General features: G+C 65.0%; 20 protein-coding genes and 1 tRNA gene. 9 read left to right on the top strand and 12 right to left on the bottom strand.

Translation table 11 applies throughout. The annotated features are described in order from the left end of the window. Nucleotides 1-65: 65 nt before the first annotated feature. The 3 genes from rpoZ to HND92_RS05610 are packed head-to-tail and all read right to left on the bottom strand — an operon-like array spanning nt 66 to nt 1835. Complete coding sequence (gene rpoZ / locus HND92_RS05620; protein WP_011804389.1) at nt 66-269, bottom strand: DNA-directed RNA polymerase subunit omega; 204 nt, start codon at nt 267-269, stop codon at nt 66-68. 15 nt (nt 270-284) lie between these two features. Continuing rightward, entirely contained in the window at nt 285-905 is a 621-nt protein-coding gene (gene gmk, locus HND92_RS05615; RefSeq protein WP_011804388.1) for a guanylate kinase, read from the bottom strand. Nucleotides 906-941: 36 nt separating this feature from the next. Then, entirely contained in the window at nt 942-1835 is an 894-nt protein-coding gene (locus HND92_RS05610) for a YicC/YloC family endoribonuclease (RefSeq protein ID WP_135148454.1), read from the bottom strand. Nucleotides 1836-1931: 96 nt separating this feature from the next. On the opposite strand from HND92_RS05610, the gene HND92_RS05605 reads away from it, so the two are divergent. The 5 genes from HND92_RS05605 (at nt 1932) to hemW (ending at nt 6649) form a co-directional block, all read left to right on the top strand. Further along, nucleotides 1932-2948, top strand: a complete 1017-nt coding sequence (locus HND92_RS05605) for a serine/threonine-protein kinase (RefSeq protein WP_015912601.1) — start codon at nt 1932-1934, stop codon at nt 2946-2948. Continuing rightward, nucleotides 2945-3847: a PP2C family serine/threonine-protein phosphatase gene (locus tag HND92_RS05600; protein ID WP_011804365.1), complete on the top strand. Its 903-nt coding sequence runs from the start codon at nt 2945-2947 to the stop codon at nt 3845-3847. Before HND92_RS05605 ends, HND92_RS05600 begins: the two co-directional genes overlap by 4 nt. Nucleotides 3848-3923: 76 nt before the next feature. Further along, nucleotides 3924-4658 (top strand): ribonuclease PH, encoded by a 735-nt coding sequence (rph, locus tag HND92_RS05595; protein WP_015912599.1) that lies wholly within the window; start codon nt 3924-3926, stop codon nt 4656-4658. Between the two features lie 45 nt (nt 4659-4703). Beyond that, the gene (gene rdgB / locus HND92_RS05590; protein ID WP_172206411.1) at nt 4704-5321 is read left to right on the top strand and encodes an RdgB/HAM1 family non-canonical purine NTP pyrophosphatase; all 618 of its coding nucleotides are present in this window, start codon (nt 4704-4706) and stop codon (nt 5319-5321) included. 92 nt (nt 5322-5413) lie between these two features. Next, the gene (gene hemW, locus HND92_RS05585; protein ID WP_172206409.1) at nt 5414-6649 is read left to right on the top strand and encodes a radical SAM family heme chaperone HemW; all 1236 of its coding nucleotides are present in this window, start codon (nt 5414-5416) and stop codon (nt 6647-6649) included. An 80-nt stretch (nt 6650-6729) separates the two neighbouring features. Here hemW and HND92_RS05580 read toward each other — a convergent pair whose 3' ends face one another. From HND92_RS05580 to HND92_RS05555, 6 genes are all read right to left on the bottom strand, one after another. Continuing rightward, nucleotides 6730-7062, bottom strand: coding sequence for an I78 family peptidase inhibitor (locus tag HND92_RS05580; RefSeq protein ID WP_011804361.1), 333 nt, complete (start codon nt 7060-7062; stop codon nt 6730-6732). Between the two features lie 94 nt (nt 7063-7156). Continuing rightward, nucleotides 7157-7624, bottom strand: coding sequence for a DUF421 domain-containing protein (locus HND92_RS05575; RefSeq protein ID WP_011804360.1), 468 nt, complete (start codon nt 7622-7624; stop codon nt 7157-7159). Nucleotides 7625-7642: 18 nt separating this feature from the next. After that, on the bottom strand, nt 7643-8191 hold the full coding sequence (locus tag HND92_RS05570; protein WP_172206407.1) for a cysteine hydrolase family protein: 549 nt from the start codon (nt 8189-8191) through the stop codon (nt 7643-7645). Between the two features lie 9 nt (nt 8192-8200). Next, nucleotides 8201-8809, bottom strand: coding sequence for a hypothetical protein (locus tag HND92_RS05565; RefSeq protein ID WP_135148457.1), 609 nt, complete (start codon nt 8807-8809; stop codon nt 8201-8203). A gap of 261 nt (nt 8810-9070) precedes the next feature. Then, nucleotides 9071-9694: a YdeI family protein gene (locus HND92_RS05560; protein ID WP_172206405.1), complete on the bottom strand. Its 624-nt coding sequence runs from the start codon at nt 9692-9694 to the stop codon at nt 9071-9073. 129 nt (nt 9695-9823) lie between these two features. Next, complete coding sequence (locus HND92_RS05555) at nt 9824-10756, bottom strand: LysR family transcriptional regulator (protein ID WP_088887496.1); 933 nt, start codon at nt 10754-10756, stop codon at nt 9824-9826. Nucleotides 10757-10867: 111 nt separating this feature from the next. Between HND92_RS05555 and HND92_RS05550 the strand changes: the two genes are divergently transcribed. Continuing rightward, the gene (locus HND92_RS05550) at nt 10868-11260 is read left to right on the top strand and encodes a Rid family hydrolase (RefSeq protein ID WP_135148459.1); all 393 of its coding nucleotides are present in this window, start codon (nt 10868-10870) and stop codon (nt 11258-11260) included. Here HND92_RS05550 and HND92_RS05545 read toward each other — a convergent pair. The 3 genes from HND92_RS05545 to hrcA all read right to left on the bottom strand — a co-directional run bounded on the left by HND92_RS05545 (nt 11257) and on the right by hrcA (nt 12672). After that, a complete protein-coding gene (locus HND92_RS05545) occupies nt 11257-11463 on the bottom strand; it encodes a hypothetical protein (protein WP_172204907.1) in 207 nt (68 codons plus the stop codon). The genes HND92_RS05550 and HND92_RS05545 overlap by 4 nt on opposite strands. 74 nt (nt 11464-11537) lie before the next feature. Next, nucleotides 11538-11614: transfer RNA gene (locus HND92_RS05540), tRNA-Ile, on the bottom strand. A 53-nt stretch (nt 11615-11667) separates the two neighbouring features. After that, nucleotides 11668-12672, bottom strand: a complete 1005-nt coding sequence (gene hrcA / locus HND92_RS05535; protein WP_172206403.1) for a heat-inducible transcriptional repressor HrcA — start codon at nt 12670-12672, stop codon at nt 11668-11670. Nucleotides 12673-12700: 28 nt separating this feature from the next. Here hrcA and HND92_RS05530 point away from each other — a divergent pair, with 28 nt between their 5' ends. The 3 genes from HND92_RS05530 to rapZ are packed head-to-tail and all read left to right on the top strand — an operon-like array spanning nt 12701 to nt 16131. After that, complete coding sequence (locus HND92_RS05530) at nt 12701-13597, top strand: NAD kinase (RefSeq protein ID WP_012655803.1); 897 nt, start codon at nt 12701-12703, stop codon at nt 13595-13597. A 2-nt stretch (nt 13598-13599) separates the two neighbouring features. Further along, on the top strand, nt 13600-15264 hold the full coding sequence (gene recN / locus HND92_RS05525; protein ID WP_172206401.1) for a DNA repair protein RecN: 1665 nt from the start codon (nt 13600-13602) through the stop codon (nt 15262-15264). 3 nt (nt 15265-15267) lie between these two features. Beyond that, nucleotides 15268-16131 (top strand): RNase adapter RapZ, encoded by an 864-nt coding sequence (rapZ, locus tag HND92_RS05520; protein WP_011804346.1) that lies wholly within the window; start codon nt 15268-15270, stop codon nt 16129-16131. The last annotated feature ends 69 nt before the right edge of the window (nt 16132-16200 follow it).

The raw sequence follows: 16200 nt of genomic DNA, 5'->3' as shown, positions 1-16200 counted from the left end.
GCAGGCAAAAAAAAGCACCGCCACGCGGTGCTCTTTTACCGGGATCACCGGAGGCTGACGATCGCTCAGCCCGGAACCTTCTTGAGCATTTCCAGGCCGACCTTGCCGGCGGCGATTTCGCGCAGTGCCGTCACGGCTGGCTTGTTGCGGCTCTCGATCTTGGGGGCGTGGCCCTGGCTGAGCATGCGGGCACGGTAGGTGGCGGCGAGCACCAGTTGAAAACGGTTGGGAATCTGCTCGAGGCAGTCTTCCACGGTAATGCGGGCCATGGTGTTCTCCAGGGATCAGGGAATATTGAGCGACTCGAAGGTTTCGGCCCGGGCGCGGCGCTGGGCGGCGTACTTGAGACGCTGGGCATGAACGATGGTTTTCAGGTCGAAAAGCGCTCGCTCAAAGACCTCATTGATTATAACGAAGTCGAATTTGCTGGCCTGTGCCATTTCCTCTGCCGCGTTCTCCAGGCGCAGGTCGATCACGTCGGGCGCATCTTCGCCCCGGCGTTCCAGCCGGGCGCGCAACTCGTCCCAGCTGGGCGGCAGCACAAAGACCAGCACGGCGTTCGCGAAGGCCTGCTTGATCTGCAGCGCGCCCTGAAAGTCGATTTCCAAGACCACGTCCGCCCCCTGGGCCACGCGCTCCTCGATCACCTTGCGGGAGGTTCCATAACGGCGTCCATGGACGTTCGCCCACTCGACGAAGCCGTTAGCCGCCACCATCGCGTCGAACTCCTGCTCGGAAGCGAAGAAGTACTCGCGGCCGTGCTTTTCCTGCCCGCGTGGCGCGCGGGTCGTGTGCGACACGGAGGGCTGCACATGCGAGTCCAGCTCCAGCAGGGCCTTGACCAAGCTGGATTTACCCGCCCCGCTGGGGGCAGAGACTACAAACAAATTTCCGGGATAGTCCATATGGAGTGTGCGTGAGCCGCTATCAAAACAGGATTATCACTCGATGTTCTGCACCTGCTCGCGCATCTGCTCGATCAGCACCTTCATGTCCACGCTGATGCGCGTGAGGTCCATGGCGGCCGACTTGGAGCCCAGCGTGTTGGCTTCACGGTGCAGTTCCTGGATCAGAAAGTCCAGCCGCTTGCCGACCTCGCCGCCTTTTTTGAGCAGGCGGGCAATCTCGTCCAGGTGCGATTGCAGCCGCGTGACTTCTTCCGCGACGTCGATGCGGATGGCAAAGGCCGTGGCCTCGGTCAGGGCGCGGTCCTGGGCCGCTTCGGGCACCACCGCGCCTTCGGCCAGCGACATGGCCTCCTTCCAGCGCTCCATGAAGCGCTGGCGCTGCTGCTCCACGAGCTGCGGAACCAGCGGCACCGCCTGGCGGGCCAGCTCGCGCAACTGCGCGATGCGCTCCTGCAGCATGGCGGCCAGGCGTTCGCCCTCGCGTTGGCGCGCGGCCACCAGGTCGTCCAGCGCCTGCTCGGCCGCGCGCGCTGCCGTTTCGCTCCAGTCCAGCGCGGGGGCGCCGGCATTGGCGCACAAACGCAGCGCGTCGGCCACCGAAAGCGGCCTGGCGTCGGGCAGCCACGAACGCACCGCATCCTGCACCGCGCCCACCCGTTGCAAGATGCGCGGGGATGGTTCGGCGAGCACGGCGGAGTCGTCGTTGTCCACGAAAGCGCGCACCTCGACCTTGCCGCGCTTGAGGCGCTGCGTGAGCAGGGCGCGCAGCGCCGGCTCCTGGGCGCGCAGTTCATCGGACAGGCGGAAAGACAGGTCCAGAAAGCGGCTGTTGACCGCACGTATTTCCAGGCCCAGGCGCCGTACGGGCCCGTCCTTGTCGTCCCCTGCAGTAGCCACGCCGCGCTGCACGCTGGCGTATCCGGTCATGCTGTAAACTGCCATTGGACTTTTCGGTGGTTGGTTGCTTGCGATCCAGCGATTATCCGGGTTCCCCACCCGCGCCCACGACTGCCTTCGCTTCCTATGTCAAAAATCAAGCCGGCCCCCCTGCCCCCCGATACCGCCATTGGCGGCTACCGCGTGGTGCGACGGCTGTCCTCCGGTGGTTTTGGCGTGGTGTACCTCGCCATTGACGCCGAAGGCCAGCAAGTGGCCATCAAGGAATACCTCCCCGCTTCTCTGGCCACGCGTGCACCGGGCGAACTGCTGCCCAAGGTGCCGCCCGAGAAGCTCTCGCTCTACCGCCTGGGCCTCAAGAGCTTCTTCGAGGAAGGCCGTGCGCTCGCGCAGATCTCGCACGCCTCCGTGGTGAGCGTGCTCAACTTCTTCCGCGAGAACGAGACCGTCTACATGGTGATGAACTACCTGGAGGGCGCGACCCTGCAGGACTTCATCATCACCGCACGCGACCTCAAGACACAGAAGGTGTTCCGCGAGTCCACCATCCGCTCGCTGTTCGATGAGGTGCTGCGCGGCCTGCGCATCGTGCACCAGCACAAGATGCTGCACCTGGACATCAAGCCCGCCAACATCTTCATCACCGACGACAACCGCGCGGTGATGATCGACTTCGGCGCCGCGCGCGAGGTGCTCTCCAAAGAGGGCAACTTCATCCGCCCGATGTACACCCCCGGCTTTGCTGCGCCCGAGATGTACCGCCGCGACTCGCAGATGGGCCCCTGGACGGACATCTACGCCGTTGGCGCCTGCATCTATGCGTGCATGCAGGGATTTCCGCCCAACGAGGCGCCGCAGCGCCAGGAGAAGGACCGCCTGTCGCTGGCGCTGAACAAGCTGCGCGGCGTGTATTCGGACAACCTGATCGAGGTGGTCGAATGGTGCATGGCGCTCGATCCGCTGTCGCGCCCGCAATCGGTGTTCGCGCTGCAAAAGGAGCTGAGCCGCGAGGGCGAGCGCCGCTATACCAAGCTGTCGGTGGCCGAGAAGATGCGCATGCAGCTCGACACCCTGGTGTCGGACACCAAGAAAAACGTGCAAAAGGTGGGCGAAGCCACCGGTCTGGGAGCGCGGCCTAAATGAAGTTCTCTGTCTTTCAGATCAGCCGCCGCGGCGGGCGCGAGAAGAACGAAGACCGCATGGGGTACTGCTACACGCGCGAGTCGGTGCTGTTCGTGCTGGCTGACGGCATGGGCGGCCACCCGGAGGGCGAGGTCGCCGCGCAGATCGCCATCCAGACCGTCTCCGCGATGTTCCAGCGCCAGGCCAAGCCCACGCTGAAGGATGTGCAGGAATTCCTCTCCACCGCACTGCTGGGCGCGCACCATCAGATCCTGCGCTATGGCACCACCAAGGACATGCTCGACACGCCGCGCACCACGCTGGTGATCGCCGTGGTGCAAGACGGGCGCGCCAGCTGGATCCACTGCGGCGATTCTCGCCTGTACCTCGTGCGCGGGGGCGAGCTGCTCATGCGCACGCGTGACCACTCCTACCTGGAGTTGCGCAACGCCGCCATCGCCGGGCTGGAGCGCGTGAACCGCAACGTGCTGTTCACCTGCCTGGGCTCTCCCACCAAGCCGCTGTACGACGTGGCCGGCCCCGTGCTGCTGGAGCAGGGTGACCGCATCCTGCTGTGCTCCGACGGCCTGTGGGGCGCGCTGGACGACGAGACCATCGCACGCCAGCTGGGCCGCCAGACCGTCTCCAACGCCGTGCCCGACCTGGTCGAGGACGCCCTGCGCAAGGCCGGGGACGGCAGCGACAACGTGACCGTGGTGGCCATGGAGTGGGAAACCCCCGACACATTCGAGTCCACCCAGGGAATTTCCACCGACAGCATCAGTGACGACGTGTTCGCCTCCACCATCCAGGCTGGCCCGCTGGAGAGCTTTGCGGACGACCTGGACGACGAGACCATCGAACGCTCGATCGCCGAAATCAACGAAGCCATCCGGCGCTCTGCCGCGCGCAAGCTGTAGGCCGCGGCCCGGGCGCACCGCCTCCTCCGCTCTCCGCCAGGAGCGCGGGGAGCCCCTTCTTTGACCTGGACCTGCCATGAACACCACCCCCTTTGCCCGCAGCGGCGGCCGCGCCCTGGACCAGCTGCGCCCCATCCGCATCACGCGCCACTACACCATGCATGCCGAGGGCGCGGTACTCATCGAGTTCGGCAACACGCGCGTGCTGTGCACCGCGTCGGTCGAGGAGAAGGTGCCGCCGCACAAGCGCGGCAGCGGCGAAGGCTGGGTGACGGCCGAGTACGGCATGCTGCCCCGCTCCACCCACACCCGCAGCGACCGCGAGGCCGCGCGCGGCAAGCAAAGCGGACGCACGCAGGAGATCCAGCGCCTCATCGGCCGCAGCCTGCGGGCAGTCTTTGATCTCAAAGCCTTGGGTGAGCGCACGATCCAGATCGATTGCGACGTGATCCAGGCCGACGGCGGCACACGCACCGCCGCGATCACGGGCGCCTGGGTGGCGGCGCAGGACGCGGTCAACACCCTGCTGGCTGCGGGCAAGATCAGCGCATCGCCGCTCACCGGTGCGGTGGCCGCCGTGTCCGTGGGCATCGTGCAGGGCCAACCGCTGCTGGACTTGGAATATGTGGAGGACGTGGCCTGCGACACCGACATGAACGTGGTGATGACCGGCACCGGCCACTATGTGGAGGTACAAGGCACGGCCGAGGGCGCGGCCTTCTCGCGCCAGGAAATGGACCAACTGCTGGCGCTGGCCGAGAAGGGCATCGCCGAGCTGGTCGCCCTGCAACGGCAGTCGCTACGCAATTGATAGCTGTTTGCGCTTGACTGATATGCGCTAAAGACCTTTTTGACCATGAAACTCGTACTCGCCTCCAACAACCGCGGCAAGCTCGCCGAACTGCAGGCCATGCTGGCCCCGCTGGGCGTGCAGCTCATTCCCCAGGCCGAACTGGGCGTGGGCGAGGCCGAGGAGCCGTTCCACACCTTCGTCGAGAACGCACTGGCCAAGGCCCGCTTTGCCAGCGCCCACACCAGCCTGCCCGCGCTGGCGGACGACGCCGGCCTGTGCGTGCAGGCCTTTGGCGGTCAGCCCGGCGTGCAGACGGCCTACTACGCCACGCAGTTCGGCTACGACAAGGGCGACGCCAACAACGTGCGCGCGCTGCTGGAGCAGATGCAGGGCATCGACGACCGCCGCGCCGCGATGGTCAGCACGCTGGTGGCCGTGCGCAGCCCGCAGGACCCCGAGCCACTGATCGCCGTGGGCCGCGTGGCCGGCGAGATTGCACGCGCGCCGCGCGGCACGGGCGGCTTCGGCTTTGACCCGGTGATGGTGCTGCCCGCCTTCGGCAAGACCTTTGCCGAGCTGCCGCCCGAGGTGAAGAACGCCCACAGCCACCGCGGCCGCTCATCGCGCCAGATGCTGGAACTGATGCGCGAGCATTGGTTTGCCGGAACCTCAGAAAGGTGAGCGGTTAGCGCTTGCCAGATAAGGGTTTCAATGTCTTTTGATGCTGAAACGGTTGTCAGGCAAGCGCCAGCAGCTATGGTTTTTAGACTCGTATGACCATCCCCATCCTCCCTGCCGCGCAGTCCGGCGCGCCGCTGCGCGACGTGCAGCACTACATGCGCCCTGGCCTGCTGCAGCTGTCCAGCCTGCCGCCGCTGTCGCTGTACGTGCACCTGCCGTGGTGCCTGCGCAAATGCCCGTACTGCGACTTCAACTCGCACGAGGCGCGCGGCGGCGATGGCGGCGTGCCCGAAGCGCGCTACATCGACGCCCTGCTGGCCGACCTGGAGGCCGCCCTGCCGCTGATCTGGGGCCGCACGGTGCACAGCATCTTCATCGGCGGCGGAACGCCCAGCCTGTTTGCGCCCGAGTCCATCGACCGGCTGCTGGGCGACATCCGCGCGCGCCTGCGGTTGGACGCGGGCTGCGAGATCACGCTGGAGGCCAACCCCGGCACGTTCGAGAAGGAGCGCTTTCGCGCCTACCGCGGCGCGGGGGTCACGCGGCTGTCCATCGGCGTGCAGAGCTTCAACGACCGGCACCTGCAGGCGCTGGGCCGCGTGCACAACCGCGCACAGGCGCTGGCTGCCGTGGAGGAAGCGGCGCAGGCGTTCGACACCTTCAACCTCGACATCATGTACGCCCTGCCCGGCCAGACGCCGGCCGAGCTGGACGAGGACATGCGCACCGCGCTCGCGCTGCAGCCGCCGCACATCTCCATCTACCACCTGACCATCGAGCCCAACACCTACTTCGCCAAGTACCCCCCACCGCTGCCCGAGGACGACGCAGCCTATGCCATGCTCGACCGCATCACAGAACTGACGGGCGCGGCAGGCCTTGCACGCTACGAGGTATCGGCCTATGCACGCGAGGGCCACCAATGCGTGCACAACCGCAACTATTGGCAGTTTGGCGACTATCTGGGCATTGGCGCGGGCGCGCACAGCAAGCTCAGCTTTGCGCACCGGGTGGTGCGCCAGGTGCGCCTGCGCGATCCGCAGCTCTACATGGCCGGAGCACTCGCAGGGCGCGCCATCGCGCAAGACGACGACGTGCGCCGCGCGGACCTGCCGTTCGAGTTCATGCTCAATGCGCTAAGGCTGCAGGAGGGTTTTGCGCTGCAGGACTTCACCGCCCGTACGGGCCTGGCGATCACGGCCATAGCCGCTGGCCTGCAGCAGGCCGAGGCGCAGGGCCTGATCACGCGCGACATGGAGCGCGTGCGTCCCACACAGCGGGGCTTTGACTTTCTGAGCGACCTGCAGGCGCTCTTCCTGGCGGACTGAGCGGGCGCCGAAAGCACACCGACGAAGCGCGCCCGGCCACAGCCACGCATGCTTCGTCGGCGCCACACTCTTGCGGCTGATCAGCCGCAGCGCACGGCAATGATCTTGCCGCTGGCGTCCACCTCCAGGTTGAGACGCTGGCCGTCGAACTCCTTGGTGATCATCTGGCCCGGGCGCAGCACGCGCGCCAAGCGCGCGCCGGAGCGCACGCGCGCGTCCTCCACCACCTTGGCCGTGGCATTCTTACCCACCGCCGCCTGCGCACCCTGGGCGTTGCATTCACCGCCCACCGGGGCCGTGCTGGCGCCAATGGGCGCGGGCGCCGGGCTGCTGCCCGGTCCGATCGACGAACAACCTGCCATCATCAGTCCTACCACGGCCACGGCGCCGCCTGTCTTTAAGAAATAACGCATGCCTGTTGCCTCCTGCTCCGAAAAATGCAGCACCATACCGCAGCCGCGGTGCACGGGCCGTCACCATCGGTAACCCGGCACGGCAGCGAGGGGGCTAGCCCTCGCGGTGCTTTTGCACGCTCAAGCTGCCATCGGCTTCCAGGAAGAGGTAGCGCATGTCCTTCCTGTCGCAGTCGGCCTCGCGCAACGCCCGCTCGACGTCGTTCTCCGATACGCGATGCCGCTTGCGCACCGTGTCAAAGACATGCCCATTGCGCCCCAGCAGGATCGCCTCGCCCTCCAGCAGTTTCTCGGCCATGCGAAAGCGGGCCGTGAGTACCCCCACCAGGATGTTCAATCCGATCAGCACCAGGCAGACGATGAGACCGCCCCACAGCGACTGGTCCTTGCCCGTCATGGACGGACCCGCGGCCTCGCTGACCAGCATCACCACCAGCAGGTCGAACGGCGTGAATTGCCCGACGGTGCGCTTGCCGCTGACGCGCATGAGCGCCAGCAGCAGGCCGTAGACCATGGCGGCGCGCAGCACCAGCTCCGCGGCGGGTAAGTCCAGGTTGAACATGGCGGTCGCTCCGGTCAGTCAGCGTGCAGCCGCCCGTACCGCAGGCCGTACGGCGCACTTGAACACCTCATGCAATTGCCGCAGGGCCCCCGTCTTGCGGTGTTCCGATTCCGCGGCGGTGCAATCCGACGGCACCCACACCTTGTAGCCCAGCATGCGCGCATCGGTGGCCGTCAGCATCACGCACATGTCGGCGGCCAGGCCCACGATGATCAGCTGCTCGGTCTGCATCTTGTCCAGCAAATGCTGCAAGGGAGTCGAATGGAACGCCGAATGCTGTGGCTTGAGGATCACCAGATCCTGCGGCGCGGGCGCAAGCAGGCAGGCCGTGAGAATGTCACGGAAGTCGCTGTGCCACGTGCCGTAGTTGTCGTTGGCATAGATCGCCGTGACCCCGCGCCGCGCCAGGCGTGTCTTCAACCGCGCAATGGCGTTCGCGGCGCGTACCGCTCCCGGCAGCAGGTCTGCCGCTGTAGAGAAATTCAGCGGATTGATCACATCCACCAACAGCAGCACGTGTTTGCTGCGCGGCAGCGGCGTGCGGCGCAATGCGGCGGGGCGCGCCACGCAGCCTCCTCAGAGCATCGCGTCGCGTTGCTGCTCCGCGCGCGACGCGCCAATGGCGGTCTCCACCTGTTTGACCTCTTCCGGCGGAGGCAGCACCGCCGGCATGCCCAGGCTTGCAATCCACAGCTCGCGGCACCAGCCCTTGGTGTGGTACAGGTGGTGATCCTCGTCTTTCTCCACGCGCTCGTGGGCATCTTTCAGGGCGCGACCGACATCCCCGGTCGCCACCTCTGCCACCTTGCCCAGCAGTTCCCAGTTGGCGTGGTCCTTGGTCTCGGCATGCACCACGCATTCACAGGCGACCAACTGGGCCTGCGCAGGATTGCCGGCCTGCCGGGCCAACTCGATCGCCTTGACCAGCGAATCGCCGATGTGCTTGACCACCAGGCGCGAAGGCACCACCTCTTCGGGGTCAATTCCCAGGTTTTCGCAGGTCGTGCGTACAACGTTCTGGTGCGATAGCGTCTCGTCGAGGTAGCCCTCCCATTCCTTCTTGAGGTCTTCATTGGTCGCGCAGTCGATCGCTGCGCGGTACACCTGCTCACCACCCAGCTCGGTTTCCATCATCTGCAACAGCAGATCCTTGAGCTGGGCTTCGTCATAACGTGGCTTGGGCATGGGTCTTCTCCAGGTTGTGGGGTTGGAATGCAAGAGAAGCCCATGGTGTGAGGCGGACCGGTCCCGCGCCGTAGGCAACGGCCTATTTGCGCGTAGTGCAATTTCCGAACAAAGCAGTCGCGCAGCCGACCGCTGTCGCGTTGATCGCAGACGAAAAGACAAAACCCCGCTATCAACGCGATAGCGGGGTGTGACATTGGGGTCAGGTAGTGCTTGAAGGACTGGTGCCGACAGCAAGCCGGCGCGCCATGCGCGTGGCATTCACTGTCCGGCGCGAGAACGAGCTTTGAAAAGGTGGATGGTTTCGCCGCGTGCGAGCATATCAACCAACTGGGCGATTCGTCTGGCGCGCGTTTCTGCTTTCACGGCTGTCTGGATGCGCCACAGTACTGCGTAACGATTGGCCGCATTGATCGTTGCAAAGAAGGCTTTTGCCTTTGGAGCGATTTCCAACGCGGCCAACAGATCCTCGGGTACGGTAGACGTACGAGCGCTGTCGTAAGCCCGTGCCCAGCGCCCATCGGCCTTGGCCGCTTCGATCTGGGCGTAGCCAGGCGCCTGCATGCGGCCCGCCACTATGAGTGCCTCGACCTTGTCGATGTTGGCTTTCGACCAGATGCTGCGCGCGCGCCGCGGCGTGAAACGCTGGAGGTAGTGCTGATCGTCGAGGGCTTTTTTCTGACCGTCGATCCAGCCCCAACAGAGTGCGATTTCCACCGCCTGGGGGTAGGTAACGCTGGGTTCTTGAGCGCCCTTTTTCGCGATCTTGAGCCAGAGGCCGCCCGAAGCGGCATGGTTCTTCCTCAACCATGCATCGAAACCCTTGGCGCTCTTGAACGAGGCCGGGGCAGATTCAAGTTGAATGCTGGATCTGGCGACAGTCATCGATCAGAGTGTGCCCCAAGAGCGCCGCTTGTCGTTATGGCCAGAGAAGCTGTGAGCTGCAGGCCGTGCCGCCGCACCCGTTGGCTGCCAGGTGGCGCAATCCCCTGGCGCAGTCCAACGCCCCTTCTCTCAGCGCCGACGCGGATACGCCCCGGACAGCGGAGCATGCGTTTTCATCAGTTCAACCATCCAATCCATGAACACCCGCAGCCGAGCGCCCACATGACGGTTGGGAGGAAACGCGATATACAGCGGCATCGGCGCAATGGACCAGTCCTCAAACAGCGGCGCCAGTTCACCCCGCGCCAGATGAGGCGCTGCCATGTACTGAGGCAACCAGAGCGCTCCCAGACCGGCAACGCCTGCCGCCAGGTAGGCATTGCCATCGTCGGTGGCAATCGCGTAACGGCCCATCACGCGCACTTGTTCGTCACCGCGGTGCAATACGCAGGATAAGACGCGTCCGGTGCTTGATCCCAGAAAACCCACGATGTGGTGCGGTGCGGCCTCCAGGTTCTTGGGGTGCAAGGGCATTCCGGCATTCGCCAAGTATGTAGGTGCCGCATACAGCCCCATGGAAAGATCGCCTACATGCCTTGCCACAAGCGAGGCGTCGCCCGGCTCACCTCCCCGCACCACGCAATCGACGTTTTCATCGATCAGATCGACCACTCGGTCACTTACACCCATGTGCAGCTGGATGTCCGGATAGCGCGCATGGAATGCAGCAAAAGCCGGAACAAGGACCATGCGTGCCAGAGGGCTGGGCACGTCCACCCGCAGGCGGCCTTGAGGCGCGCTTGAGGCACTGGTCAGACTGGTCTCTGCATCATCCAGGTCACCCAACAGACGCACGACACGCTCGTAATAGGCGGCACCTTCGGCTGTCACGTTCACTTTGCGGGTGGTGCGGTTCAAAAGCCTGACCCGTAAACGCGCTTCCAACTGCTGCACAAGCTGAGTTACCGTAGTTTTGCTCATGTGCAGCGTTTGAGCGGCCTGGGTAAAGCTGCGTGTCTCTACCACGCGAGCAAAGGCCACCATAGCGTCGAAACGATCCATCGAGGTCAGGAGATTGTCCGGATTTTGCAAACAGTGTTGATGATACTTTCCTGTTTATCCGAACAGATCCCCTGTCTACAGTGGATTCTTTTAACCAATGAAAGATGTCTCATGCCTCCACGCGACGTTGTCTTCCCTCCAGGCCGCCAAGCTCTTTACGAGAAGAACCGCTACTCACCAGCGGTCCGGTCCAACGGCTTTCTATTCGTCTCGGGCCAAGTGGGCAGCCGCGCAGATGGCACGCCAGAGCCCGATCTGGAATCTCAAGTCCGCCTTGCCTTCACTCACCTGAACGCTGTGCTGGAGGCAGCCGGGTGCAGCTTTGACGACGTAGTCGACGTGACGGTGTTCGTAGTGGATCCCGAGAAGAATTTCGAGCGCATTTGGCAGATCGTGCCGGACTATTGGGGCAATGCCCCCTATCCCACGCTGACCGGTATCGGCGTAACCTGGCTTTACGGCTTCCAGTTTGAAATCAAGGTAATCGCGAAGCTGCCAAGCTAAACACTGAGTCCTTGGGGAAAGGCTTTGCCCTTGGAGTCTTTGCGATCCAGGCCAGAGAGTCGGTCGTCGCGGTACTTGGCGATCAGTTCGGGTGTCAGCGCGGCCAACGAATACTCGCCGGCATCGAGCTTCGGGGAAAAGTCCAGCGACCAGAGGTCGATCGACAGCGATGGGTGAACTGACGGCAAGCCACCCAAAACCATTGCCTGATGGCTACATAAACCCCAAAAGAAAAAATCCCGCTACCGTACTGATAGCAGGATTTCCTTTATCTACTTGGTAGGGCGTGTTGGACTTGAACCAACGACCAAAGGATTATGAGTCCTCTGCTCTAACCAACTGAGCTAACGCCCCAAGGGGTGCGCTGCCCTGCCTCGTAGGCGGCGCAGCGGCGCGTATTGTAGGGGCTACTTCCGGTGGCTCAGGGCGTTGGAGACCAGCTTGGAGGTGATGTCCACGATCTGGATCATGCGGTCATAGGACATGCGCGTGGGGCCGATCACGCCCAGGGTGCCCACCACCTGACCGTCGACCTCATAGGGTGCACTCACCACGGACAGCTCTTCAAATGGCACCACCTGGCTCTCTCCACCAATGAAGATGCGCACCCCTTCTGCCCGGCTGGAAATGTCCAGCAGGCGCAGGATCTGCGTCTTTTGCTCGAACAGGTCGAACGCACGGCGCAAGTGGCTCATGTCGCTGGAAAAATCGCTCACGGACAGCAGGTTGCGCTCGCCCGAGAACACCACCTCGTCCTGCGACCCGGACATGGCCTCCGAGCCCACGCTCACCGCGGCCTGCATCAGCGCCGCGATTTCTCCGCGCAGCTTGTCCACCTCCAGCTTCAGGCGCTCGCGCACCTGCTCCATGGTGAGGCCCGCGTAGTTGGCGTTGAGGAAGTTGGCGGCCTCCACCAGTTGCGACTGGGAGTAATCGACCTCGGTAAAGATCACGCGGTTCTGCACATCACCGTCGGGCGAGACGATGATCACCAAAAAACGCTTCTCGGACAGCCGCAGGAATTCGATGTGGCGAAACACCGAGGCGCGCCGCGGCGCCATCACCACACCCACGAACTGCGACAGGCTCGACAACAGGTGGGCGGCGTTGGCGATCACCTTCTGCGGCTGCTCGGGCATGAGCTGGACTGTCGGCAACTGCTCCTGCTGCACGGTGAGCATGGTGTCGACGAACAGGCGATAGCCCTTGGCGGTGGGCACACGGCCCGCGGAGGTGTGGGGGCTGGCAATAAGCCCCAGGTCCTCCAGGTCTGCCATCACATTGCGTATGGTGGCGGGCGACAATTCAAGCCCTGATGCCCGCGACAAGGTTCTGGAGCCGACTGGCTGCCCCTCGGCTATGTAGCGTTCCACCAAGGCCTTGAGTAACAACTTGGAGCGGTCATCAAGCATTGAATCATTTTAATGATGTAATTTCTGCATGAAGCCCATCTTCCGCCGCGTTGCAGTCATAGGCAAATACCCGGGGCCTGGCGCCGTTTCAGCGTCCGACAGCGCACGGCAGATCATCGAGAGCATTGCCCAGTTCGTTACCCAGCAGGACTGCGAGTTGACGCTGGAGGCCGAAACCGCCGCCCACACGGGCCTCACGCAATACCACACGCTGGATGTGGAGGGTATCGGCCGGCAATGCGACCTGTGCCTGGTCGTAGGCGGCGACGGCACCATGCTGGGCGTGGGCAGGCGGCTGGCCGGCTACGGCACGCCGCTGGTGGGCATCAACCAGGGGCGGCTGGGCTTCATTACCGACATTCCGCTGGAGGGCTACCAGGACGCGCTCACGCCCATCCTGCACGGAGACTACGAAGAAGACGTGCGCCCGTTGATGCAGGCCTGCGTGATGCGCGGTGGCGAGTGCGTGTTCGAGGCGCTGGCCCTCAACGACGTGGTGGTCAACCGCGGCTCCACCTCCGGCATGGTGGAGCTGCGCGTGGAGGTGGACGGCGTATTCGTTTCCAACCAGCGCGCCGACGGCCTGATCGTCGCGTCGCCCACCGGCTCCACGGCGTATGCCCTGTCTGCAGGCGGCCCGATGCTGCACCCATCGATCCCCGGCTGGGTGCTGGTGCCGATCGCGCCGCACACCCTGTCCAACCGGCCGATCGTGCTTTCCGACGCGACCGAGGTGGCCATTGAGGTGGCCGGCGGGCGCGACATCAGCGCCAACTTCGACATGCAGTCGCTCGCATCGCTGCAACATGGCGACCGCATACTGGTGCGCCGTTCCGCGCACCGGGTGTGCTTTCTGCACCCGCGCGGCTGGAGTTACTTTGCCACCCTGCGCAAGAAGCTGGGCTGGTACGAGGGAGGTTCCTGACCATGGCCCTGAGGCGGATCGCCCTGAGCGATTTCGTGATCGTGCGATCGCTCGAGCTGGACCTGCATGCCGGCTTCACCGTGCTCACCGGTGAAACCGGTGCCGGCAAGTCCATCCTGATCGACGCGTTGCAACTGGTGCTGGGCGCGCGTGCCGACTCCGGTGTGATCCGCGAAGGCGCGCAGCGCACCGACGTCTGCGCCGAATTCGACGGTGGCACCGTCGCGCTGGCAGCCTGGCTGGACGAGGCAGGTTTTCCGCGCGACGACACGCTGCTGCTGCGCCGCACCGTCGATGTGCAAGGCAAGAGCCGCGCCTGGATCAACGGCATCCCCGCCACGGCAGCGCAGATGCGTGCCGTGGGCGAGCATCTGCTGGACATTCATGGGCAGCACGCCTGGCAGAGCCTGACGCGGCCCGACGCCGTGCGCGGCCTGCTGGACGCCTATGCCGGCGTGCAGGTGCAACCCTTGGCCGCGCTGTGGACGAGTTGGCGCGACGCGCAGCAGGCGCTGACCCACGCCCGCGCTGCCCAGGACACGCTGCAACAGGAACGCGAGCGCCTGCAGTGGCAGATCGGCGAAGTGGACAAGCTGGCGCCGCGCGATGGCGAATGGGAGGAACTCAATGTCGAGCATGCGCGACTGTCCAACGCCCAGTCGCTGCTGGACAACGCCCAGGCCGCCCTGAGTGTGCTGGAGGACGAAGACGCGGGCGGCGCGCTGCGGGCCCTGGCGCAGGCACAGCACCTGCTGCAGGACTACGAGCATGTGGACCCGTCGTTTCGCACCATGAATGAGGTGCTGACCTCCTGCATCGCCCAGGCGGGCGATGTGGCGCACTCTCTGCAAAGCTACCTGCGCCACGCCGAGCCCGACCCGGATCGGCTGCAGCAGCTGGACGCCCGCGTATCGCAGTGGATGCAGCTAGCGCGCCGCTACAAGCGCACCCCACCCGAACTACCCGCGCTGCTGCAAGACTGGAAGGACACGCTGCACCGTTTGGACAGCGCCACTGACCTGGCCGCATTGCAGGCCGCCGAGCAAGCCCATGGCGCCGCTTACCAGAAGGCCGCACGCGCCCTGTCGCAAAAGCGCGCCAAGGCTGCGCCGCAACTGGCGCAGGCCATCACCCGCGCCATGCAGGGCCTGGGCATGGCGGGCGGGCGCTTCGAGGTGCAACTGGACAAGGCCGAGCCTGGGCCGCACGGCATCGACCAGGTGGCGTTCCTGGTCAGCAGCCACCCGGGCATGACGCCGCGGCCCATCGGCAAGGTGGCGTCGGGGGGCGAGCTGTCGCGCATGGCGCTGGCGATCTCGGTCACCACCAGCGAGCTGGGCGAGGCGCCCACGCTGATCTTTGACGAGGTGGACTCGGGCGTGGGCGGCGCCGTGGCGCAGACCGTGGGCCGTCTGATGCAGCAGCTCGGGACGGCCCGGCAGGTACTGGCCGTCACCCACCTGCCCCAGGTGGCCGCGTGCGCGGACCATCACCTTGTGGTGGCCAAACACAAGCATGCCGAGGGCACCACCAGCAGCGTGGCCGCCGCCAACGAGGAGGCGCGCGTGGCCGAGATTGCGCGCATGCTGGGCGGCGAGCGTCTGTCCCCTACCACCCTGGCGCATGCACGCGAGATGCTGCAGGGCGTCGCCAAACCCACACCCTGAGCCATGGATCTGGAAGTCGTCGTCATCACCGGTATGTCCGGCTCGGGCAAGTCCGTCGCGCTGCATGCGCTCGAAGACGCGGGCTACTACTGCGTGGACAACCTGCCGCCGGAACTTTTGACCTCCTTCGTGGAGCTGGAGCACGCGCACCACGGCCACCGCGTTGCCGTGGCCATGGACGTGCGCAGCGCCACCGCCCTGCCCCTGGTGCCGCAGCAGTTGGCCGGCCTGCGCGAGCAGGGCGTGCAGGTGCGCCAACTGTTCCTGGACGCCACCGACGACGTGCTGGTGCGGCGTTTTTCAGAAACCCGGCGCCGCCACCCTCTGTCCCAGGCCGAGATGCGCGAAGGTCCGCGCCCGCTTTTGCACACCATGCGGTTGGAGCGCGAGCTACTGGCCCCGCTGCGCGAGCAGGCACACGTCATCGACACCAGCACCCTGCGGTCCGCGCAATTGCTGAGCTATGTGAAGGACCTGCTGTCGGTGCCGCCGAGTCGGCTGACCCTGGTGTTCCAGTCGTTTGCGTTCAAGCGCGGCATCTCCATGGATGCCGACTATGTGTTCGACGTGCGCATGCTGCCCAATCCCCACTACGAGCCGCTCTTGCGCGCCCTCACGGGCAAGGACGCGCCGGTCATCGACTACCTGCGTCAGCAGCCCGAAGTAGCGCTGATGCTGGCGCACATTGGCGACTTCCTGGACCACTGGCTGGACGCGCTGGCCCACAACCACCGCAGCTACGTGACCGTGGCCATCGGTTGCACGGGAGGACAGCACCGCTCCGTCTACCTGGTGGAGCAGCTGGCGGCGCGCTTCGAGGGCCGCTGGAATACGCTGCGCCGCCACCGCGAGCTCGACGGCATCTAGCATGCACCGCTAGGTGACAGCTATTGTTTTAGTAGCTGCTAGCGCTTGCTATTGAATGACTTGCAATAG

The organism is Diaphorobacter sp. JS3050 (genome assembly GCF_013154915.1).
Classification (GTDB): domain Bacteria; phylum Pseudomonadota; class Gammaproteobacteria; order Burkholderiales; family Burkholderiaceae_C; genus Diaphorobacter; species Diaphorobacter nitroreducens.
Note: the sequence above shows the minus strand (reverse complement) of the source record. Positions and strands in the feature narration are given on the sequence as shown.

Bases quoted from the DNA above. Each gene is read 5' to 3' on its own strand.
- rpoZ (WP_011804389.1), bottom strand. From the start codon at position 269: ATGGCCCGCATTACCGTGGAAGACTGCCTCGAGCAGATTCCCAACCGT.
- gmk (WP_011804388.1), bottom strand. From the start codon at position 905: ATGGACTATCCCGGAAATTTGTTTGTAGTCTCTGCCCCCAGCGGGGCG.
- HND92_RS05610 (WP_135148454.1), bottom strand. From the start codon at position 1,835: ATGACCGGATACGCCAGCGTGCAGCGCGGCGTGGCTACTGCAGGGGAC.
- HND92_RS05605 (WP_015912601.1), top strand. From the start codon at position 1,932: ATGTCAAAAATCAAGCCGGCCCCCCTGCCCCCCGATACCGCCATTGGC.
- HND92_RS05600 (WP_011804365.1), top strand. From the start codon at position 2,945: ATGAAGTTCTCTGTCTTTCAGATCAGCCGCCGCGGCGGGCGCGAGAAG.
- rph (WP_015912599.1), top strand. From the start codon at position 3,924: ATGAACACCACCCCCTTTGCCCGCAGCGGCGGCCGCGCCCTGGACCAG.
- rdgB (WP_172206411.1), top strand. From the start codon at position 4,704: ATGAAACTCGTACTCGCCTCCAACAACCGCGGCAAGCTCGCCGAACTG.
- hemW (WP_172206409.1), top strand. From the start codon at position 5,414: ATGACCATCCCCATCCTCCCTGCCGCGCAGTCCGGCGCGCCGCTGCGC.
- HND92_RS05580 (WP_011804361.1), bottom strand. From the start codon at position 7,062: ATGCGTTATTTCTTAAAGACAGGCGGCGCCGTGGCCGTGGTAGGACTG.
- HND92_RS05575 (WP_011804360.1), bottom strand. From the start codon at position 7,624: ATGTTCAACCTGGACTTACCCGCCGCGGAGCTGGTGCTGCGCGCCGCC.
- HND92_RS05565 (WP_135148457.1), bottom strand. From the start codon at position 8,809: ATGCCCAAGCCACGTTATGACGAAGCCCAGCTCAAGGATCTGCTGTTG.
- HND92_RS05560 (WP_172206405.1), bottom strand. From the start codon at position 9,694: ATGACTGTCGCCAGATCCAGCATTCAACTTGAATCTGCCCCGGCCTCG.
- HND92_RS05555 (WP_088887496.1), bottom strand. From the start codon at position 10,756: ATGGATCGTTTCGACGCTATGGTGGCCTTTGCTCGCGTGGTAGAGACA.
- HND92_RS05550 (WP_135148459.1), top strand. From the start codon at position 10,868: ATGCCTCCACGCGACGTTGTCTTCCCTCCAGGCCGCCAAGCTCTTTAC.
- HND92_RS05545 (WP_172204907.1), bottom strand. From the start codon at position 11,463: ATGGTTTTGGGTGGCTTGCCGTCAGTTCACCCATCGCTGTCGATCGAC.
- hrcA (WP_172206403.1), bottom strand. From the start codon at position 12,672: ATGCTTGATGACCGCTCCAAGTTGTTACTCAAGGCCTTGGTGGAACGC.
- HND92_RS05530 (WP_012655803.1), top strand. From the start codon at position 12,701: ATGAAGCCCATCTTCCGCCGCGTTGCAGTCATAGGCAAATACCCGGGG.
- recN (WP_172206401.1), top strand. From the start codon at position 13,600: ATGGCCCTGAGGCGGATCGCCCTGAGCGATTTCGTGATCGTGCGATCG.
- rapZ (WP_011804346.1), top strand. From the start codon at position 15,268: ATGGATCTGGAAGTCGTCGTCATCACCGGTATGTCCGGCTCGGGCAAG.